18 protein-coding genes are annotated in these 21,226 nt (G+C 52.1%); 17 read left to right on the forward strand and 1 reads right to left on the reverse strand.

The genetic code is table 11. The annotated features are described in order from the left end of the window. Window position 1: 1 nt before the first annotated feature. Window positions 2–979, reverse strand: coding sequence for a Na/Pi cotransporter family protein (locus tag AB4Z33_RS20665; RefSeq protein ID WP_442051700.1), 978 nt, complete (start codon window positions 977–979; stop codon window positions 2–4). Window positions 980–1,108: 129 nt separating this feature from the next. Here AB4Z33_RS20665 and AB4Z33_RS20670 point away from each other — a divergent pair, with 129 nt between their 5' ends. From AB4Z33_RS20670 to cdd, 17 genes are all read left to right on the forward strand, one after another. Continuing rightward, window positions 1,109–2,488: a class I SAM-dependent rRNA methyltransferase gene (locus AB4Z33_RS20670; RefSeq protein ID WP_442051701.1), complete on the forward strand. Its 1,380-nt coding sequence runs from the start codon at window positions 1,109–1,111 to the stop codon at window positions 2,486–2,488. Between the two features lie 50 nt (window positions 2,489–2,538). Continuing rightward, window positions 2,539–6,048 carry a helicase-exonuclease AddAB subunit AddB gene (gene addB / locus AB4Z33_RS20675; protein WP_442051702.1) on the forward strand — a complete coding sequence of 1,170 codons (3,510 nt, stop codon included), beginning with the start codon at window positions 2,539–2,541 and terminating at the stop codon, window positions 6,046–6,048. 8 nt (window positions 6,049–6,056) lie between these two features. Then, window positions 6,057–9,968, forward strand: a complete 3,912-nt coding sequence (addA, locus tag AB4Z33_RS20680; RefSeq protein ID WP_442051703.1) for a helicase-exonuclease AddAB subunit AddA — start codon at window positions 6,057–6,059, stop codon at window positions 9,966–9,968. 37 nt (window positions 9,969–10,005) lie between these two features. After that, a complete protein-coding gene (locus tag AB4Z33_RS20685) occupies window positions 10,006–10,602 on the forward strand; it encodes a hypothetical protein (protein ID WP_442051704.1) in 597 nt (198 codons plus the stop codon). A gap of 106 nt (window positions 10,603–10,708) precedes the next feature. Beyond that, entirely contained in the window at window positions 10,709–11,062 is a 354-nt protein-coding gene (locus AB4Z33_RS20690; protein ID WP_442051705.1) for a histidine triad nucleotide-binding protein, read from the forward strand. A gap of 86 nt (window positions 11,063–11,148) precedes the next feature. Continuing rightward, on the forward strand, window positions 11,149–11,322 hold the full coding sequence (rpsU, locus tag AB4Z33_RS20695) for a 30S ribosomal protein S21 (RefSeq protein ID WP_005547957.1): 174 nt from the start codon (window positions 11,149–11,151) through the stop codon (window positions 11,320–11,322). A 15-nt stretch (window positions 11,323–11,337) separates the two neighbouring features. Beyond that, a complete protein-coding gene (locus tag AB4Z33_RS20700) occupies window positions 11,338–11,781 on the forward strand; it encodes a GatB/YqeY domain-containing protein (RefSeq protein WP_307201876.1) in 444 nt (147 codons plus the stop codon). A 166-nt stretch (window positions 11,782–11,947) separates the two neighbouring features. After that, complete coding sequence (locus tag AB4Z33_RS20705; protein ID WP_442051706.1) at window positions 11,948–13,327, forward strand: NfeD family protein; 1,380 nt, start codon at window positions 11,948–11,950, stop codon at window positions 13,325–13,327. A gap of 41 nt (window positions 13,328–13,368) precedes the next feature. Continuing rightward, a complete protein-coding gene (gene floA, locus AB4Z33_RS20710) occupies window positions 13,369–14,364 on the forward strand; it encodes a flotillin-like protein FloA (protein WP_442051707.1) in 996 nt (331 codons plus the stop codon). 3 nt (window positions 14,365–14,367) lie between these two features. Further along, window positions 14,368–14,817 (forward strand): hypothetical protein, encoded by a 450-nt coding sequence (locus AB4Z33_RS20715; RefSeq protein WP_442051708.1) that lies wholly within the window; start codon window positions 14,368–14,370, stop codon window positions 14,815–14,817. A 208-nt stretch (window positions 14,818–15,025) separates the two neighbouring features. Then, window positions 15,026–15,304 carry a sporulation protein YqfC gene (gene yqfC, locus AB4Z33_RS20720; protein ID WP_442051709.1) on the forward strand — a complete coding sequence of 93 codons (279 nt, stop codon included), beginning with the start codon at window positions 15,026–15,028 and terminating at the stop codon, window positions 15,302–15,304. A 36-nt stretch (window positions 15,305–15,340) separates the two neighbouring features. After that, complete coding sequence (yqfD, locus tag AB4Z33_RS20725) at window positions 15,341–16,534, forward strand: sporulation protein YqfD (RefSeq protein ID WP_442051710.1); 1,194 nt, start codon at window positions 15,341–15,343, stop codon at window positions 16,532–16,534. Between the two features lie 12 nt (window positions 16,535–16,546). Beyond that, complete coding sequence (locus tag AB4Z33_RS20730) at window positions 16,547–17,512, forward strand: PhoH family protein (protein WP_442051722.1); 966 nt, start codon at window positions 16,547–16,549, stop codon at window positions 17,510–17,512. Between the two features lie 15 nt (window positions 17,513–17,527). Then, window positions 17,528–19,777 carry an HD family phosphohydrolase gene (locus AB4Z33_RS20735; protein WP_442051711.1) on the forward strand — a complete coding sequence of 750 codons (2,250 nt, stop codon included), beginning with the start codon at window positions 17,528–17,530 and terminating at the stop codon, window positions 19,775–19,777. Continuing rightward, on the forward strand, window positions 19,774–20,271 hold the full coding sequence (ybeY, locus tag AB4Z33_RS20740) for an rRNA maturation RNase YbeY (RefSeq protein ID WP_442051712.1): 498 nt from the start codon (window positions 19,774–19,776) through the stop codon (window positions 20,269–20,271). Before AB4Z33_RS20735 ends, ybeY begins: the two co-directional genes overlap by 4 nt. After that, complete coding sequence (locus AB4Z33_RS20745; protein WP_337101610.1) at window positions 20,271–20,636, forward strand: diacylglycerol kinase family protein; 366 nt, start codon at window positions 20,271–20,273, stop codon at window positions 20,634–20,636. Before ybeY ends, AB4Z33_RS20745 begins: the two co-directional genes overlap by 1 nt. Before the next feature lie 155 nt (window positions 20,637–20,791). Next, window positions 20,792–21,226 carry a cytidine deaminase gene (cdd, locus tag AB4Z33_RS20750; RefSeq protein ID WP_442051713.1) on the forward strand — a complete coding sequence of 145 codons (435 nt, stop codon included), beginning with the start codon at window positions 20,792–20,794 and terminating at the stop codon, window positions 21,224–21,226.

The following is a 21,226-nucleotide window of genomic DNA, read 5'->3' on the forward strand; positions in this document are numbered from 1 at the left end:
CTTACTTCTGCGGATCGAGTCCGCGCACGGCGGGCAAGTAGCAGAAAGGAAGCGCCAGCAGGGAACTTAGAATGTTGAACACGGTTTGGGCGCGCGCGATCTGTCCCGCAGGTGATTCAGACAGCCACTCTGACAGATTGGAGAGCTCTGGAAGGAAAGGCAAGAACAGCAATGCGCCCCCGGCATTCAGCAGGACATGGGACAGCGCTACATACTGGCCTGCCTTCGAGCCGCCAATCGACGCAAGCATGGCGGTGAAGCAGGTGCCGATATTGGCGCCGAGCACAACGGTGATTCCAATCTCCAGCGGCATTGCGCCAATCGCAGTGAAGCCCATTACTAAGCCAATCACGGCTGCGCTGCTGTGAACGGCAGCAGTCAAAAGCGCACCCGCTGCAATTCCCCACCACAGGCTGTCGTCCGCTTTTCCAATAAACCAATTGAACATATCGCTTTGCTGCACGGCAGGTCCAATGGATTGCATCATCGCCATGCCAGTCAAGAGCAGGCCGAAGCCGCATAGAACAACTGACGCAGAACGGATCGGATTGAGTTTMGGAGCCAAATGTCGAAGCCACGGGAGCAGCCTGACCTCCCCGGTCAGAGCAGTTAGCAGCCAAACTCCGATGGACACGATCATGATCGGAATAGCGAGTTTGTTCAAATTTAATCCGATAAGTTCCGTTGTCAGACAGGTGCCGATGTTCGTTCCTAATATGATGCCAAGCGTTCTTGGAAAGGTGAGCAGGCCTGCGTTGACGAGACCGATCGAAATGACGGTTACAGCGGTGCTGCTTTGGAGAAAAGCAGTCGTTGCCGTGCCGATGGCGAGTCCGTGGACGGGCGTCGCGGTCGAACGCCGCAGCATCATTGTCAGATAAGGTCCCGCAAGTTGATGAAGGGCAAGCTCCATAAGCTTCATCCCGCACATAAATATGGAGAAGCCAAGCAGCATGGGGATAAGGATGGATTGAAGCATAGCGAATCTCCTTTTATGAATATATGAGTGCCATCAAAGGTGCCGACAAGCCGTTAGCGGCTGCAACTATACATATGCTGGAAGTAAGACAAGCATGACAAGCTATGAGCAGAGAGGGCGTTAAGAAAAATGGGTAATGCAAAACTTTTTCTACTGAAATCGCGCAAAAAGAGGTTGGAGCAAGGCCATCCGTGGATTTACGCAAGTGAAATCGATCGCTTGGAGGGTGAGGCGAAAGCAGGGGATCTCGTCGATGTCGTGAACCATCAAGGGCGGTATTTGGCGTCGGGCTATTGGAATCCTAAATCGCAGATTACCGTTAGGATTGTATCTTATTCGCCGATGGAGGAAATGGACGGCTCATACTTCCGCAGCCGATTCGAGCAATGCAAGGAGCATCGCGCTCGGTTCGTGACCGATTCCGATTGCAGACTCGTCTATGGCGAAGCTGATTACCTGCCGGGACTCGTTGTCGATCGATTTGGAGGCGTACTCGTCATTCAAGTGCTGACGCTTGGAATGGACGCACGCAGAGAAACCATTGTAGAACAACTGGTTGCCGTGTTCCAGCCCAAAGGTATTTATGAACGCAGCGATGTGGGCGTACGCGTGCTAGAGGGGCTTGAGGAGCGGACAGGCGTCTTGTACGGTGATTGCCCAGCTATCGTGGAAATTGTAGAAAACGGACTCAAAGTCGAGGTAGATATTGTCGAAGGTCAGAAGACGGGGTATTTCTTCGACCAACGGGAGAATCGCGCTTCCATTGCACCCCTCATGAAAGGCTGGGGTGCCCGCAGCGGCATTCATTTGCAGTCTGATCCGTCCTTGAAGAACGAAGGTTCTGATGGCGGACAAGACCGTCTTGTTCCGGTTAATGCGAACGGCAAAGTTGTGACATTTCCCTATTGGGACGGTGCCACGGTACTGGAATGTTTTGCCCACACGGGCAGCTTCACGCTTCACGCATGCAAGTACGGAGCGAAGAAGGTCACTTGCCTGGATATTTCGGAGCATGCGATCGATACCGCGCGTCGTAATGCGGAGCGCAACGGTTTCACCGATCGGGTCGAGTTCGTCGTTGCGGATGCGTTCGATTATTTGCGCTCGCAGGTGAAGGGGCTGGATGAACGCAAGCAACGCGGCAGCGGAGGCGTTGACACGTCGAAGCCGCTAGCGAGTGCAGGACGATCATKGGATGTCGTCATTCTCGATCCGCCGGCCTTCGCGAAGACGAAGAGCGCGGTGCCTGGGGCAATACGCGGTTATAAGGATATTAACCTGCAAGGGATGAAGCTCGTTAACGAAGGCGGATATCTTGTAACGGCTAGCTGCTCTTATCATATGAAGCCGGAGCTGTTCTTGGAGACGATCCAAGATGCCGCTGCCGATGCTGGCAAGCTGCTGCGATTAATCGAGTGGCGCGCTGCAGGCAAGGATCATCCCCAGCTTCTCGGTGTAAGCGAAGGACATTACTTGAAGTTCGCCGTATTCGAGGTTAGAAGCAAGTAAGCTAGAAAGTACGAAAGTAAACAAGGTGTGGGAGAAGGGGAGAATGGGTTATGTCGCTGCGCTATGTCATCGGTCGATCGGGAGCAGGCAAGACGACCTGCTGCCTTAATGAAATTCGCGACAGGCTTAAGGAGAAGCCTGACGGCGGACCTCTTATAATGCTTGTGCCGGAACAGGCAACATTCCAAACCGAATACGCACTCCTCCAGGATAGCGATTTGAACGGTACGATCAGGGCGCAAGCGCTGAGCTTTCGCCGACTTGCTTTCCGCGTTATGCAGGAGACCGGCGGGACGTCTCTTGTGCCGATTAATGATACGGGCAAGCATATGCTTCTATACAAGATCGTTCATAAGTTTGGTTCGCAGCTTAAGCTGTTTCAGAGCGGCGCTGAGCAGCCCGGCTTTATTGATCGGCTTGCCGAGCTGCTGACGGAGTGGAAACGTTATGGCGTCGACTCCGAGCAATTAAAGCGCAATATGAGTGAGCCTTCAAGCGAGCACTCGGAACTGCTTAAGCGCAAGCTGCATGATCTCCAACTAGTGTATGGGCAGATGGAGCAAGAGCTTGCCGGCAAATATATCGACGCAGAGGATTATTTGTATTATTTGCGTCAAGGGTTCGCCGATGCGCCGTCGATGCGCGGTGCTGAGATATGGATCGACGGCTWCTACGGCTTCACGCCAACGGAATATGAAGCGCTGGGGGCGCTGCTCGCATCAGGTGCGAGCATAACGATATCGCTAACTTTGGATCGTCCCTATGCTAACGGAGAGCAACCTCATGAGCTTGAACTGTTCCATCCGACGGCAGAGACTTATAACAAGCTGATGGAACTCGCGGTTGCTAACGATGTAGAAGTGCTGCCTCCTGTGCTGCTCGGAGATACGAAGCTGGGCCGATTCAGCGGTAGCCCGATGCTGGCTCATATCGAGAAGCATTACGGCGATCGCGTACCGATGTTACTGCAAGGTAAGACGTTACTGCAAGCCGAGCACGAACATTGCGGCTTGTCTTTGCATGCGGCCGTGAACAGGCGGGCAGAGGTAGAAGCAGTAGCTAGAGATATGGTTAGAAGAGCAAGAACAGAGCAGCTGAGATGGCGCGATATGGCTGTTATGGTTCGTAATGCGGAAGATTATTCGGATTATATCGGACTTATTTTTGCCGATTACGGCATTCCCTTCTTCGTCGATCAGAAGCAGAAGGCGCTTCATCATCCGCTCGTTGAGTTCATTCGCTCTGCCTTGGAAACGGTGCTGTTCGGCTGGCGTTATGATGCCGTATTTCGGTGCATTAAGACGGAAATGCTGTTCCCTATTGAGGACAGCCTTCCGAGAGAATGGTTCGACTTATTGGAGAATTATGCGCTCGCGGCCGGCATTGACGGGTGGAAGTGGCTTGACCGGAAGCGCTGGCAGCCTCTCGTTCAGCAGTCGCTGGATGACGATTCCGATATGGAGACAAAGATTAGCGAGAAGCAGCAGCGCGAATTCGACATCGTCTTCGCAGCCAGAGAAGCGGTTGTGCCTCCGCTTCGCCGTTTCGGCGAGGCGTTAGCCAAAGCGGATAACGTGCAAGCGATGTGCGAGGCGCTGTACCGATTGCTTGACCATATCGATGCCGCTGATAAGTTGGAACGTTGGAGCAGGCAAGATACGGAAGCCGGCAATGTGCAGCGGGCCAGAAGCCACCGACAGCTTTGGGACGGCGTCATGCTGCTGCTCGATCAGCTTGTCGAGCTTGCCGGAGGGCAGCAGGTTACACCGGAGCTGTTCGCTGGCATGGTAGAAGCGGGATTGGACAGCTTGAAGCTGGCTTCTGTTCCGCCTGCGCTCGATCAGGTGCTGATAGGCAGCATGGATCGGACACGATCTGGACATGTAGGGGTTTGTTATGTATTAGGCGCTAACGATGGCGTTGTGCCGTTGCGTGTGAAGGAAGACGGTATTTTGACCGAGGCGGAGCGGGAACAGCTTGCCGAGGATGGCACCCCGATGGCGCCTGGCGTCAGACGCCGATTACTGGACGAGCGCTTCATGATCTACAACGCTTTAACGACGCCAAGCCGGCACCTGTGGCTTAGCTGGGCGCAGGCGGACGAGGAGGGCAAGAGCTTGCTCCCTTCGGAGATTGTGCGGCATATGAGGCAGCTGTTTCCCGGCATACCTATTGACGCTTCGGCGGCGCAGCCGTCAGCAGCCTTGTCCGACGAGGAGCAGCGCCGATTCAWTGCACATCCGCAACGGGCCTTATCTTATTTGATTGCTGCGCTTCGGGATTACCGGCAGGAAGGCCGTATTGCTCCGTTTTGGTGGGACATCTACAACTGGTTCGCGGTTCGGCCGGAATGGCAGCATAAGCTTGAAGGGCTCGTCTCGTCGCTAGGCTATATTAATCAGGAGTTATATATTCGTCAGGAAACCGCAAGAGAGTTGTATGGCGAACGGCTTAAGGTAAGCGTCTCGCGAATGGAACGTTTCGTCGCTTGTCCGTTCCAACACTTCGCCATTCACGGTTTGAAGCTGCGCGAGAGACGGATGTACAGACTCGCAGCGCCCGATGTGGGACAACTGTTCCATGCCGCGCTTAGCCGGATGGCTAGCGGACTCGGAGGCAAATGGGGAGCGATGCCGCCTGTGGAAATTAAGGCAGCGGCAGATCAGACTGTCGATGAGCTGATTCCGAAGCTTCAATCGCAGATATTGCTTAGCAGCGGACGCTTCCAGTATATAGCGCGGAAGCTGAAGGAAATCGTAGGACAAGCGGCAGCCATGCTAGGTGAGCATGCAAGAAGAGCGCAGTTCCAGCCAGTAGGCACGGAAATTGATTTTGGACCAGATGGCACTCTGCCTTCACTTATCATTCCGCTGCCTGCCGGCGGCGAGATTGAGATCATTGGAAGGATTGACCGCGTCGATGCTGCTCAGACGGATGACGGCTTGCTGCTGCGCGTTCTTGACTACAAATCCAGCGCAACACACTTGAAGCTGGAGGAAGTCATTCACGGCTTGTCTCTGCAAATGCTGACGTATCTCGACGTGCTCGTTACCCATTCCTCGGTATGGCTTGGACAGGAAGCTTCCCCGGCAGGCGTACTTTATTTCCATGTGCATAATCCGGTGCTGACACTGCCTAACGGAATTGGAAAAGCTGAAGCAAGCGGACAGCTGCTTAAGCGGTTCAAAATGCGAGGTCTCGTCACCGCGCATGCGGAGACGGTCAGACTGATGGATGACGAGCTGGAAACCGGTTACTCGGAGCTTCTTCCTGTAGCGCTTAAGCGTGACGGAAGCTTCTACAGCAGCTCGTCGGTCGTAACGAATGATCAATGGGACAAGCTTCGCCGATCCGTTCGCGGTGAGATTGCCCGTATCGGAGAGTCGATTCAGGGAGGCAAAGTATCGATTGAGCCCTATCGGATGGGGGCGAAATCCCCTTGCCAATATTGCGATTATAAAGCGGTATGCCAATTTGACACGCTGTTCGAAGGCAATGAATACAGAAAGCTGAACAAGCCAGGCAAGGATGAAATATGGCAGCAGCTCGAGAAGGAGTGACGGCACCGATGACAGCAACTGTACAACAACCAAAACCTGCGAACAGCACTTGGACGGACGATCAGTGGGATGCGATCGTGACGAGCGGCTCTAACGTGCTTGTCGCCGCTGCTGCCGGCTCGGGCAAGACTGCCGTCCTTGTTGAGAGGATTATTCGCAAAATATCGGCTAATAGCGACGTTGACCGATTGCTCGTGGCTACCTTCACGAAGGCCGCAGCGGCAGAGATGAAGGATCGTATCCGCATTGCGCTTGAGAAAGAGTTGGAGCGTAAGCCGGATTCGGAGCATTTGCGCAAGCAGCTTGCCCTCATGAACCGCGCTTCGATTACGACATTGCACTCTTTCTGTCTAGATGTCATCCGCCGCTATTATCCATTAATCGGTCTAGATCCGGGTTTTCGAATTGCGAATGAAACGGAAAGCGAGCTCATGCGTCTCGACGTTCTAGACCAGCTGTTCGAGCGCAAATACGAGTCGCCGGGCGATAACGGTGCTTTTCTGAAGCTTGCCGACAAATTCGGCGGCGAGCGCGGAGATGAGCCGCTCTACCGCCTTGTGCAGCAGCTGTATGATTTTGCGCAAAGCCATCCTTGGCCTTCCTATTGGCTGAGTCAGACTGCCGCGGCATTTGAGCTTAACGATACCGCTGAGCTCGGCGAGAGCGAATGGGTGAAGAGATTGTCGGGCCATGTACTTCTAACGTTGGAAGGGGCGGCTTCGCTGCTGCTGCAGGCGATGGATTTAACGCGTCAGCCAGGAGGTCCTTCGCCATATGCGGCTACCTTCGAAGAAGATTTTCAGCTCGTAGAGCAATTGATTGCAAGCGTGAAGGCGCAGGGCTGGGAGAACTGGTCTGAGCCGTTCCAGACGGCACAGTTCGGCAAGCTGAAGGCGATGCGCGGCGACGAATATAACAAGGACCTCCAAGAGCAGGCGAAGGCGCTTCGCGATCAAGCGAAGAAGCTTATAGCCKGGCTGGCAGCCGAATTATTCGGACGGGACGCCGAACAGTTTCTCGGGGAGTTGCAGGAGCTGGCGCCGTTAATGGCGACGCTGGCAGAACTGGTTATTGCATTTGGTGAAGGTTATGAAGCGGCCAAGAGAGCGAAAGGGCTGCTGGATTTCGGCGATTTGGAGCATTATTGCCTGCGGATACTTCGTGATCCGAGCTCGACGCCGGGCGAGCTGAAGCCTTCGATTGCCGCGATCGAGTTCCAGCAGCAATTCGACGAAATATTGCTGGATGAGTATCAAGATACGAACATGGTGCAGGAAGCGATCGTTTCGCTGATTGAACGAGCAGGGAGCGGCAATCGGTTCATGGTTGGCGACGTGAAGCAGAGCATCTATCGATTCCGTCTTGCCGATCCTACCTTGTTCTTGCGGAAATACAAATCTTACGCGACAAGGAAGGAGCTTGAGGCTGCCGGTATTGCGAATGCGGAGCAAGGGCTGCGCATTGACCTCGCTCGTAACTTCCGCAGCCGATCCGAAGTCGTGGACGGCGTTAATGACGTATTCCGTTCCATCATGCGAGAGAACGTGGCCGAGATGGATTATGACCGCCGGGCTGAGCTCGTATGCGGAGCATCTTATCCGCCGCCTCCATTGCAATCATCGAATGCTTTCCAAATTCAATTCGCCGTGTTGGACAAAGGCAAAGGCGGAGATCAGGAGGACAGCGAGGACGAAACCGGAGAAAGCGTCTACTCATCGGCAGCAGAGGATGAATCTGATGATGAAGCGGCCGGCGGAGCGGTTGCCATAGATAACRCGCAAGAGCTTAAGACGGCTCAGCTTGAAGCGAGATGGATTGCCGAACAGATTCGTTCTATGCTGGATAACGGCTTTAACGTCTACGACGGCAAAAACCGCGTGAACAGGCCGATGCAGTGGCGCGACATCGTTATCCTGCTTCGGGCGACACAGCAGTGGGCTCCGATCATCATTGAGGAGCTGCAAGCGGCAGGCATTCCCGCTTATGCGGAGCTTAGCAGCGGCTACTTCGATGCAACGGAGGTGGAGACGATGCTCTCCATGCTGCGGGTCATCGACAATCCGTATCAGGATATTCCGCTGGCCGCCGCGCTTCGATCACCGCTCTTCTCGCTTCAGGCGGAGGAGCTAGCGAACATCCGCATTCCATCTCCTGGCTCCACTTATTACGACGCGGTTCTTCGGGCGGCTGTTGACGGCCGTCTGGACGAAGAAACGAGACGCAAGCTGAATGGCTTTCTTATTCGTCTTGATAGATGGCGCAATGAAGCGAGACAAGGTTCGCTTGCGGATTTGTTATGGGATATTTATCGGGAGACCGGCTACTTTGATTTTGTCGGCGGCTTGCCGGGAGGCGTTCAGCGCCAAGCTAACTTGCGAGCGCTTCATGACCGCGCGCGCCAGTATGAGGCGACTTCATTCCGAGGTCTGTTTCGTTTCCTCCGCTTCATCGAACGAATGAAGGACAGCGGCGGCGACTTAGGTACGGCAAGAGCGCTGGGCGAACAGGAAGATGTCGTAAGAATTATGTCCATTCATAAGAGTAAAGGACTTGAATTCCCGATTGTATTCGTTGCTGGGCTTGGGAAGATGTTCAATCAGCAAGATATTCGCAGCTCCTTCCTCATGCACAAGCAGCTTGGCTTCGGCCCTCGTGTCGTCGATACGGAGCTGCGCATCAGCTATCCGTCATTATCCAATCTGTCCATTAGACGTACGATGCGCATGGAGATGCTAGCGGAGGAAATGCGTATTCTATACGTCGCCTTAACGCGTCCGAAGGAGAAAATGTTTCTTGTCGGCACCGTTTCAGACGCCGAAGTCAAGCTTAAGCGCTGGCTGACCTCAATAGATGCGGAAGGACAGTTATCCGATTTCCGAATCGCTTCGGCTCGTTCGTTCATGGATTGGTTAGGTCCGCTTGCAGCAAGCCAGATGCAGTTATCGTTATCGGATGCCGAGGATGAACGCAGCGCGTCCGTACTGGAATGGAGGAGCGGCATCGTGCCGGCGTCGATGCTCGGCATGGAAGCGGCAGCCGCTGCCGAACAACATGAGCTTGGTGCCGAGAAGGAAGAACGGCTGCAAGCTGTAGCCTCGCTCGCCCTGCTTGAGGACGCGGCAGTCGATGAGCAGCTTCGCAGCCGCTTGGAGTGGGAGTATCCGCACCAAGAAGCGTCAAGAATTGCTGCGAAAACATCGGTGACCGAGATGAAACGTCTATATGCGGAAATGCCTGAAGAAGCGGCCGCCGAACATCATACATGGGAAGAAGGACAACCGCAAACGGGATCAGACAGCCGATCATCATCGCAGGTTAGTCCGACTTCTGAGACCGCCAGCGGCAGCTATACGTTCAGGCTTCGCAGGCCCGCCTTCATGGAGGAAATCGCCTTAACTGCAGCCGAGAAAGGATCGGCGAACCATCTGCTTATGCAGCATGTGTCGCTCACGGCGCCAGCAGATCGGGAGCAGTTGCAGAACACGCTCGATTCGATGATAGATAAGCGGTTATTGTCAGTAAAGCATGCAGAAGCAATTGATTTGGATGCTGTAGCAGCATTCTTTAAGAGTAAGCTTGGTGAAAGGCTTCGCGGCGCGCAGTGGGTTAGACGAGAGGTTCCGTTCAGCTGTATGTTCCCGGCGAATCGCGTCTATCCAGGATCTGGAGATACGCTTGCGGCCGAGCCGATATTGATTCAAGGCGTTATCGACTGTTTATTCGAAGATGAGAACGGTGTTGTCCTGCTTGATTACAAGACTGACCGCATCTACATGAAGGACTGGGATCTTGCTGCCGAGCGTCATCGTTTCCAGCTTGAGCTGTATGCTGAAGCGATTGAGGCGGTATTGGGAAGACATATTGACGAAAGCTATGTGTTTTTCTTCGATGGCGGCACATCGGTTAGGATTAGGGGTTAGAGGTTCGAGGTTAACAGTGAAAAGGAGTGCTGAAGCAATGGAGAAGCAGAACGCGGGCAAACGTCCGATCGCATTGCCCATTACGCTTGTCCTGCTCGTATTCAGCTTGATCGGCAACGTGTTTTTATATTCACAATATTTGCAGAACAAGCAGCAGAACAATTACGAGTTTGGACAAACAGTTGTTGAGAAGCTGACGGAATCACGTTTATACGCGCAAGAAATGATCAAAGTGATTGATGGGCTAGCGCAGAGCTCCACTCAAGCAGACCGTTACGAACTTGCCTATCAGATCGGCCGGGCAGCTGCGGTTGGCTATGCCGTCAGCGAGCTGATGACCGAAGCGGGAGGGCTGTCTGAGTCTGATGCCGCAAGCGGAGCAGAGGAAGCGGAAGCGTATATCAACGCTGCGGCTGCCAAGCTGACGGGAATTGCCCATCAGGAAGGAAGGCTAAGCGATAATGATCAAGAGCAGCTTGCTGCGCTTAAGGCTGATTTCGAGGAGATGGAGCAAGCGCTTGGCGGCTTCAATTACGCGATCGGCGAGAATCGGGCAGCGTCGATTCGGCTTGCAAGCGGACTTGAATGGCTGGATATCGCGAAGAAAATGGAGCAAGTAATCAAGCAGCAATAAATCAAAATCGACACCTCCTTTGCACCGTTTTCACGTTGGATTGGACGAAGACTCTATTTTTCGTTATGATAGTAGAGTAAATACGGTCGCAAAGGGGTGAATTCAAATGGATTGTCTTTTTTGCAAAATCGTTGAAGGAACAGTTCCGTCGACGAAAGTGTATGAAAGCGACTCAGTTCTTGCATTCCGTGATATCGCACCTGCAGCGCCCGTACATATCATAATCATTCCGAAGAAGCATATTGMGACGATGAATGACGTTACCGAAGAAGACGATGCCGTGATAGCTGAAATATTCAAGGCTGCCCGCTTCATTGCGAAGGAGCTAGGAATAGCAGAGTCTGGCTATCGGTTAATTAACAACGTAAACGCAGACGGCGGTCAGACCTTTTTTCATCTTCATGTCCATCTGTTAGGCGGCAAGAATGTTGGCCCATTATTGGCAGATAACCAAAGTTGACTTTCGCTTTTGGTTTGACATATAATGAAATTTGATAAACCGTGTTATAAGCTCTGGACGGTCTGTTTCGGAGGGAGGGAAAACTGGTGTCTGAAACTAAAGTTCGTAAAAACGAAACTATTGATGCTGCGCTTCGCCGCTTTAAACGTTCCATCGCTAAAGATGGTGTTTTAGCTGAGGTGAAGAAACGCAAGCATTATGAAAAGCCAAGCGTGAAGCGCAAGAAGAAGTCCGAGGCTGCGCGTAAGAGAAAGTTTTAGGAGGATCCTTCCACAATGAACCTGAGCGAAAGATTGAACGACGATATGAAGCAAGCGATGAAGGATAAGGACAAGTTTAAGTTGTCCACAATTCGTATGATGCGTGCGGCAATGAAAAACTTGGAGATCGATCTTAAGCGCCCTTTGGAAGATACCGAAGTGCTTGATATATTAAGTCGTGAGATCAAACAACGTAAAGATTCCCTCCAAGAATTTAAGAAGGCCGGCCGTGACGATCTCGTTACGGATCTTGCAGCGGAAATTGAAATTATTAGTCAATACCTTCCCGAGCAGCTGACTGAAGAAGAGATTAAAGCGATTGTAACGCAGACCATCCAGGAACTCGGTGCTTCTTCCAAAGCCGACATGGGGAAAGTTATGGGCGCTCTTTTGCCAAAAACAAAAGGACGCGCTGACGGTAAACTAGTAAATCAGTTTGTACAGCAATTTCTGCAATAACGATATGTTCGGACTGCAAACACCCCTTAACCGGGGTGTTTTTTGCTATGTGCACGTATCAAGGTGAAACGACTGACGCCTTCCACTTTCCTATATTTTTAATTGAAACAATTTCGTCACAATTTCGTAGTAGGGAATACGACAATGAAAAGGGGGTAGCCTTATCTTGTACAATTCGAAGTGGCGCAACAAGGCGGTCCGCGTTTCAATAATAACGCTGCTGCTGACTGTGCTGATAGCCGGCATGTTGCCGTGGTTGACGGAAACAGCGCAAGCGGATACGACGTCTCCTATCGGGCCTGCTGTCTACATCGTACCGGTCAAGCAGACGGTGGAGTCAGGACTTCAGTCTTTTCTAGAAAGGGCTTACAAGGAAGCGGAGGAAGCAAATGCCGAGCATATTATCCTCGTAGTTAACACTTTAGGCGGTAAAGTCGTTAATGCGGAGCAGATCGGGCATATGATTCGGTCCAGCGATATTCCGACAACCGCTTTCGTAGAAGGGAAAGCTGTATCGGCCGGGACCTATATCGCACTGAATGCGGAGCATATCGTGATGCAGCCAGGCAGCACGATTGGCGCAGCGGCAGTCGTGAACGGTTCAGGCGAGCTGATCGACAATCCGAAGACGGTATCGTTCTGGGTGAAGGAAATGATGGAATCGGCCCAGCTGAATGGACGGGATGGCGATATTGCAGCGGCAATGGTCGATCCGAATGTCGAGTTGAAGCTGACTGACAAGATCGGCAGAGATAAGCTCAAAGGAAATATTCTTACGTTGTCGGCAAGCGAAGCGGCAGTGGTCGGTTATTCCGATTACACGGCAAGTTCTGTGAACGACGTCATTGAGTGGTTGCAGCTGGATGGAAGAACACTCGTAGAAGTGAACCCTTCTTTGGCTGAAAATGTCGCAAGATGGCTAGTTAATCCGATTGTGATGACTATTCTGCTTCTGCTTGGCATTGCGGGCATCGTTATCGAGTTGCTCATGCCTGGTTTCGGGGTACCAGGGATAGTCGGCTTGCTAGGCTTTGGACTTTACTTCTTCGGCCATTATGTAGCAGGCTTCGCCGGGATCGAATCCGTCGTGCTGTTCATAGTCGGCATCGCGCTGCTCGTTATTGAAATTTTCGTGCCGAGCTTCGGTATTCTTGGCCTGTTAGGAACGGCAGCTCTAATTACAGGCGTAGTCATTGCGGCTTCCGATCCAATGACCGCTTTCATCTCCATCGTCGTCGCACTTGTGGCGGCTGTACTCGTTATTGCTTTTGTGGTGAAAAGGTATAAGACCAAAGGCATTTGGAATAAGTTTATTTTGCGCGACAAGCTGACAACGGAAGACGGTTATGTATCGGCTGATGCGAAGGACTCTTTGCTGGGACTAGAGGGCATTACAGTAACGCCGCTGCGCCCGTCCGGCACGATCGTGATCGGCGATAACCGCGTCGACGTCGTGACAGCTGGAGAATTCATTCCTGCTGACCRCAAAGTTAAAGTTGTAAAAGCAGAGGGCACATGGGTTGTTGTTAAAGAATGGATAGAGTAAGCTGTCTCTAACTGCTCAAATTCGAATTGGAGGTTGAATAAATGACACTTGATCCTGTTGTATCGTTCTTGATTATTGCAGTTGTCGTTATCGTCTTGTTATCTGTTTTTCTAAGCTTCTTCCCGATTATGCTGTGGATATCCGCACTAGCTTCAGGCGTGCGAATCGGCATTATTACGCTCGTCGCAATGCGTCTGCGGCGCGTTGTTCCGAGCCGGATCGTCAATCCGCTCATTAAGGCGACGAAAGCAGGGCTGGGCCTTAATATTAATCAGTTAGAGAGTCACTTCCTCGCGGGAGGCAATGTAGACCGCGTCGTGAACGCTCTAATCGCAGCGCAGCGTGCCAATATTCCGCTAATATTCGAACGGGCGGCAGCCATTGACCTTGCGGGCCGCGATGTGCTCCAAGCGGTTCAAATGAGCGTTAATCCGCGCGTCATTGAGACGCCTATCGTTGCAGCCGTAGCGAAGGACGGTATTGAAGTGAAGGTTAAAGCCAGAGTGACCGTTCGGGCCAACATTGATCGACTTGTCGGCGGTGCGGGTGAGGAAACGATTATCGCCCGTGTCGGCGAAGGTATCGTAACGACGGTAGGTTCGGCGAATTCCCATAAGGACGTCTTGGAAAATCCGGWTATGATCTCGCGCACGGTGCTTGGCAAAGGACTTGATGCGGGTACGGCTTTCGAAATTTTATCCATCGATATCGCGGACGTAGACGTAGGCAAAAACATCGGCGCTCATTTGCAAACCGAGCAAGCTGAGGCCGACAAGAAGATCGCCCAAGCGAAGGCGGAAGAGCGGCGTGCAATGGCAGTTGCGCAGGAGCAGGAGAACAAAGCGAAGGTCGTCGAAATGGAGGCGCGTGTCGTCGAGTCCGAATCGCAGGTTCCTTTGGCAATGGCGGAGGCGCTGCGAAGCGGCAAGATCGGCGTTATGGACTACATGAATCTAAAAAATATTGAGGCCGATACGCAAATGCGCAGTTCGATCAGCAAGACAGACGGGCCGGCAGACGGTAAGGACGGCCGTTAAGAGATGCAACTATTCCAGTTCCTGCTCGATAACATCGTTGCGATAGTCGTTATATTAGGCTTCGTAGCAACATTTATGGGCAAGGCGAAGGAGAAGCGTAAGCCGAGGCAAACGGCCAGCTTCGGCGGACAGCCGGCATCTAGCCATGCCGAGGAGCTCCAGGAAGAGCGCAGGCGTCAGATCGAGGAACAGCACGCATCGATAGAGAGAGAGCGTCAGAGGGCCCGTGAGGCTGATTTGGAGCAGGGACGACGTTTGGCTGAGCGCAAGGCGCGAGAAGAGGCTAGGCGGGCGTCAGAGGCTTCTGGAGCGTCTCGCGCCAATATGGCGCATCGCTCAACCCAGATAAGCGGCAATGCAAAGCAGGAATTGCGAGCGGAGGACATCAGACGGGCGGTAATTTGGTCGGAAATATTAGGCCCGCCGCGTGCGAAGCGTTCCTTCCGTAAGTAGTCCGGTTAATACCATATGATTATTCGAGAACGGCTAAGTGAGGCGAGAATGCCTTGCTTACCGTTCTTTTTGTTGTGTCTTAAAGGCTTCATATTTCCAGTCCGCCGAGCATATTTTTAAAAGATCATCGTGTAATCGAAGCGGGTTTGGCCTTTTATAACAACAGGGCTGGCGGGATAGATCATATCGAGGGGGCATGGAACGAACAATGAGTCGCTTGAAAAAGAGATTTCGCAAACTAACAGCCGATCTGCTTGATATGCCTCAGGACGTCGTCTACGACCTTCCCCGTTTGACAATGATCGGGGATCGCCAACTATATATCGAGAATCATCGGGKAGTCGTCCATTTTTCCACGGATCGTCTGCGTCTCGCTCTCACGAAAGGAGAGCTTGAGGTAACGGGCAGCGATCTGGTTATACGGACGATCTGGACAGAGGAAGTGTTCATCGAAGGTCAAATTGCCAATATCCAGTTAATTCCGTGACTTAGGACATGAAAGACAAACGAGGAGGGGAAAGTAGTGAAATTGCAGAGCACACCGTGGATGAAAGGAATCGTGACGGTTCATATCCGAGGGGGCAAGCCTGAACAGCTTGTCAATAAAGCGTTGAMGGGGGGACTCGAACTGTCTTCCATACGTTGGACGAGCGGGGGCTTGCTTCAATTTGAAGTATCCGTGAGCGACTATTTCAAACTTCGTGCGTATTTAAAAGAGACAGGCTGCCGCGCGCATGTGGTTCGGCGGAAAGGATTGCCGTTCTGGCTTGTAAAAGCGGAGAAGCGATTGCTGTTCACATCGGGTATTGTTTTGTTTCTGGCTATTATTTTCTTATTGTCCTCGCTCGTCTGGAGTGTCGAAGTGAAAGGCAACGTGAAGCTTACGGAAGAGCAGATTCGCGCAGTTGCCATGCAAGAGGGGCTGTATCCGCTGCAGTGGTCGTTCAAGCTTGCTGATGCCGACGTATTGTCCAAGCGTCTCGTTACGAAGCTGCCGGGGACGTCGTGGATCGGCGTTGAGAAGAAAGGGACTAAGGTCGTCATCCAAGTCGTAGAATCGACGTCGCCCGACCTGCCGGAGCTGCAGAGCCCGCGTCACTTGGTCGCATCTGCCGATGCGGTCGTTACGCAGATTATTGCCGAGAGAGGCAGACCTGTCGTGAAGAAAAATGCGTTCGTCAAAAAGGGACAAACACTCATCTCGGGAACGATCGGCAACGAGATGCACTCTCAGACCGTCGTCGCCGAAGGCGTAGTCAGAGGGCTCGTCTGGTACCAATTCGACATTGCCGCTCCTCTTACACAGAAGGCGAAGGTGTATACGGGCGAGAAAAAAACGAAGTGGCATCTTGTGCTTGGTTCGCGTGCTCTGCAAGTCAGCGGGTTCGGCGGGCATGACTATGAGCAATCGGAAACGATTCGTGTGGAGGAGAAGACGGCGTGGCGTCATTGGACGCTTCCGATTGGGCGTTTGAAGGAAACGGTCATGGAAACGGAAATCCAGGAAAGAGAGCTCACTGAAGCTGACGCGCGAGGAATCGGATTGATGGAAGCGAAGGCTGCGGTCATTGATAAAGCGGGAGCCGATGCCGTCATTGTGGACGAAAAGGTTTTGCATGAAAAGACAGACAATGGTAAAGTTTATATGAAAGTTRTTTTTGAAGTCGAGCAATCTATCGTAACCGAAATGCCATTAGTTCAATTACAGGGAGATTGAGAATTGTTGCAAATGGAGACGAAGTCAGTAAAGATCCCGCTCGGTAACGCGGCGGAAGGGTTAGCCGTATTCGGCCCTCAAGATAAGTATTTGCGTATGGTGCAGCAACAGGTTGAATCGTCTATTTCTTCACGGGAAGCAGAAATTGTCATAACCGGCCCATCTGCGGAGGTTGACTCCTTAGAACAATTGTACCAGGTGCTGTTGCAGCTCGTTCGCGGCGGATATACACCGTCGGAGCGCGACGTATCCTATGCGCTGGATTTGGCAAGATCGATGCAGGCAGAAGAGCTGCTCGATCTGTTCAAAGCGGAAATTACGACCACGTTTAAAGGCAGGCCGATCCGAGTTAAGACGATCGGTCAGCGCCATTATGTCAAGTTGATTCGCAAACGGGATATTGTGTTCGGCATAGGTCCAGCCGGCACGGGTAAGACGTATCTAGCCGTTGTGCTTGCGGTAGCAGCACTTAAGGAAGGCTCGGTGAAGCGCATCGTGCTTACACGTCCGGCTGTTGAAGCGGGCGAGAACCTTGGTTTCCTGCCTGGCGACTTGCAGGAGAAAGTGGATCCTTATTTGCGTCCGCTATACGATGCGCTCCATGATGTGCTTGGTCCTGACCAGACGGCGAAAGCGCTTGAGCGCGGCTCTATCGAAATTGCGCCGCTTGCTTATATGCGCGGACGTACGCTTGACGATTCTTTTATTATTTTGGATGAAGCCCAGAATACGACGCCGGAGCAGATGAAGATGTTTCTCACCAGGCTCGGCTTTGGGTCGAAGATGGTTATTACAGGCGATGTAACGCAGATCGATTTGCCTAGGGGCAAAAACTCCGGTCTGATCGAAGCGCGTCGAATCTTGCAAGGCATCGAAGAGATCGGCTTCATGATCTTCTCCGAACAAGATGTCGTGCGCCATACCTTAGTTCAGAAAATCATTGTTGCCTACAATACAGATGCTGAGAACAGAACCTAGAAAGGACTGTGCTGCATGAACCAAACTCAAGCGGATAAACAGCCAAGCAGCTCGCAGTCGCTCGGATCGGCTCGCTGGAAGCAGAGCACGGCCGTGCAGTGGGTGCTGCTGTGTTTGTTCGTCCTGCTGTTCTATTTCAGCTTGGCGCCGTATTTGGTTCCGGAAACCTATGATATACAAGAAGGCGCCGTAAGCGAGAAAGATATTAAAGCGCCGTTCCAGATTAAGGACGAGAAAGCGACGCGGCAAGCGGAGGAAGACGCGGCAGAGCGAATCGATACGATCTACTCGATCGTTCCGCTTCGCAATGAAGCGCTTGCCGAACAAATTCTTGTTCGGATTGAGCAATTGAATGCGGATGACCAGGTATCGACGCAAAACAAGATCGAAATATATCGCAACGAAATACCGGGCCGTTATTCTGCCTATATTGACAATTTCATTAAGACGAATAAAGGCAAGGGCACGTATAATGATGGGCTGTTAGAGGAAATGTCTCTTGTTGCTAAGGATCAGCAATATACGATTCCAGAAGAAGCGTTCTACAAGATGCCGAATCTGACGTCCGAAGAGCTGGCCGAAATGCGGGACGTTGCACGCGATATCGTGCGCAAGCTGTCCGTCGAGCAGCTTCGCGAGGCGGAGACGGCGCGTACGCAGGTAGCGGAGCTTGTGAATGCGAGCCCTCTGGCGAATCGGACAAGCCGTGAAATCGTTCAAGAGGTTGCACGATTCGCCATCATGCCGAACAAGTTTCTCGACAAGCAGGCGACCGATGATGCGAAGGCGCTTGCGAAGCAGAATACGACGCCTGTCGTCATCAAGGAAGGCGATCTAATCGTCAAGCGCGGACAGACGATTACTCCTGACCTGTATCAACTGCTAGTCGATTCGTCCTTGCTGCAGGAAAAGAAAAACTATTGGCCGCAGCTGGGATTATTGATGATGTCGATTATGTTCACCGTGCTGCTATACGCTTACTTGCACAATTCCGGCAGCATTAACGGCATCAAGCCGAAGTACAATAATTCACAGTTGCTTATGCTGTGGCTTGTATTCCTAATTAACATTATTACGATTCAGATCGTTGCTCTTACACAGACCGATACGGCTTCGTATGTCGGTTTCCTCGCCCCGGCGGCGATGGGAACGATGCTTATTACACTGCTGCTGGATATTCACCTGGCGATCGTAAGTTCATTCCTGTTCGCGATCATGGGTAGTATTATACTGAATACGTCGCAGCATCAAATATTCGACTTCGAATACGGCTTCTTCATCATCGCCGTATCGTTCGCCGCAATCTTCTCGATTCATCGCGCCAGTCAGCGCTCTACGATCTTGAAGGCCGGCATTATGGTCAGCTTGTTTGGCTCGTTGTCGGTTATTGCGATGCTCCTGCTTAATGAGCAGCTCGACCGGATGCCATTCATCTATTCAGTCGCGTTCGCGTTCGCGAGCGGACTTGTTACGGCGGTGCTCGTTATCGGTCTGATGCCTTTCTTCGAGATAACGTTCGGAATTCTATCGGCACTCAAGCTCGTTGAACTATCGAATCCGAATCATCCGCTGCTGCGCAAGCTTCTTACCGAGACGCCGGGTACTTACCATCATAGCGTAATGGTCGGCAACTTGTCCGAGGCGGCGGCGGAAGCGATAGGCGCAGACGGCTTATTATGCAGGGTGGGCTCATTCTACCACGATATAGGGAAGACGAAGCGACCGAACTATTTCATCGAGAATCAGACCAATATCGAGAACCCGCATGATACGATCGATCCGAAGCTGAGCAAGTCGATTATTGTGGCGCATGCCAGAGATGGCGTAGATCTGCTAAAAGGACATAATATCCCTAAGCCGATCCGCGATATTGCAGAGCAGCATCACGGTACGACTTCGCTTAAATACTTTTATCATAAAGCATATAAGCAGGCGGAGGAGCAAGGCATCGAACCGACATTTACAGAGGATGACTTCCGGTATCCGGRGCCGAAAGCGCAATCGAAGGAAGCGGCAGTTGTCGGAATTGCGGATTGCGTAGAAGCAGCAGTAAGAAGCTTGCGCAACCCGACGGTTGAGCATATAGAAGCGATGATTCACAAAATAATTAAAAGCAGACTTGACGATAATCAGTACAACGAGTGCGATCTGACGCTGAAGGAATTGGACAAAATCGCGCAGTCGCTTAAGGAAAGCGTTATAGGCATCTTCCACTCGCGGATTGAGTATCCCGAAGATGTGAAATCAAAGGAGCGTTTGTCATGAGCTTGCAGCTCGATTGGAGCAATGAGCAACAGAAGGTAGAAATTCCGGAAGTTTGGATCGGCAGGCTGGAGCAGTTGCTTCGCATTGCAGGCGAGAAGGAAGGCATCGCAGGAGGAGAGGTAACGCTCACTTTCACGGACGATGAGGAAATTCATAAGCTGAATCTTGAATACCGCAATATCGACCGGCCGACGGATGTGCTTTCCTTCGCGATGCAGGACGACGGAGTGGACGAGCTTAACATTATTTTTGAAGTGGAATCGGAGGATGAAGTGGATCCGATATCCGGCATGCTTGGCGATATCATTATATCGGCCGAGACGGCTTTGCGCCAAAGCGAAGAGTATGGCCACTCCCTTGAGCGGGAGATCGGCTTCCTATTCGTTCACGGCTTCCTGCACTTGATCGGTTACGATCATCAGGATGAGGCAAGTGAAGCGGAAATGACGGCGAAGCAGGAAGCTGTGCTTCAGCAAGCTGGCTTGTCACGCTAATGCGCAAGTTCCTCCATAGCTTATCGGTTGCGAATGCAGGCATTCGGTTTGCCATTCGGACGCAATTGCATATGAGAATCCATCTAATTGCCGCGGCGCTAGCCTGCGGCATTGGTTTATTGGTGTCATTGCCGCGAGGAGACTGGGCAATCCTTATCTTAACGATCGCCCTCGTCATCTCAGCGGAGATGGTTAACACGGCAATCGAACAGGCAGTGAACTTAGCCAGCCCCGATATACATCCAATCGCCAAAGCGGCGAAGGATGTCGCGGCTGGCGCTGTTCTTCTTGCGGCTATTGCGGCAGTTGTAATTGGGTTGCTCTTATTAGGTCCGCCGTTATGGCGACTTTGCTTTGACGTATAGGAAAGTATATGAGTTTGCTCATACTTTCTCTATACGATTCGACGAAACGATGGCGTCTATAGAAAGGATGCCATCAGGCGTTTCTTCTTAGAATATAAGGTTGCTGCTTGCCGGTTGAATAATAGACGCAATGATATTGCAGGAGGTATGGTACAATGAATTACGAAGGTCTATCGGAAGCCTATACGTCGTTGCTTCACTCGGCTAAGGAAGCGATGGAACGCGCTTATGTGCCTTATTCGAACTTCCAAGTCGGAGCGGCTTTGCTAGACGACGAGGGCCATGTTCATTATGGCTGCAACGTCGAGAATGCTGCATACGGACCTACTAACTGTGCGGAACGTACCGCGCTGTTCCGTGCTGTCGCAGACGGAAAGCGACCAGGCCAATTCAAGGCGATTGCGGTCATTGGCAATACGGATGGACCGATTGCGCCATGCGGTGTATGCCGACAGGTACTTGTAGAATTGTGCTTACCGGATATGCCGGTTATTATGGGCAATATGAACGGACACTGGACGGTGTCGACCGTCTCCGCCCTATTGCCGGGGGCGTTCACGCCTGCTTCACTAGAGAAAGGGGAAAGCTAG

This window comes from Paenibacillus sp. 2TAB19 (assembly GCF_052115185.1).
GTDB lineage: Bacteria > Bacillota > Bacilli > Paenibacillales > Paenibacillaceae > Pristimantibacillus.

Excerpts from the sequence above, each read along its gene's own strand:
- AB4Z33_RS20685 (WP_442051704.1), top strand. The coding sequence starts at position 10,006 with ATGGAGAAGCAGAACGCGGGCAAACGTCCGATCGCATTGCCCATTACG.
- AB4Z33_RS20700 (WP_307201876.1), top strand. The coding sequence starts at position 11,338 with ATGAACCTGAGCGAAAGATTGAACGACGATATGAAGCAAGCGATGAAG.
- AB4Z33_RS20715 (WP_442051708.1), top strand. The coding sequence starts at position 14,368 with ATGCAACTATTCCAGTTCCTGCTCGATAACATCGTTGCGATAGTCGTT.
- AB4Z33_RS20730 (WP_442051722.1), top strand. The coding sequence starts at position 16,547 with ATGGAGACGAAGTCAGTAAAGATCCCGCTCGGTAACGCGGCGGAAGGG.
- ybeY (WP_442051712.1), top strand. The coding sequence starts at position 19,774 with ATGAGCTTGCAGCTCGATTGGAGCAATGAGCAACAGAAGGTAGAAATT.
- AB4Z33_RS20745 (WP_337101610.1), top strand. The coding sequence starts at position 20,271 with ATGCGCAAGTTCCTCCATAGCTTATCGGTTGCGAATGCAGGCATTCGG.
- cdd (WP_442051713.1), top strand. The coding sequence starts at position 20,792 with ATGAATTACGAAGGTCTATCGGAAGCCTATACGTCGTTGCTTCACTCG.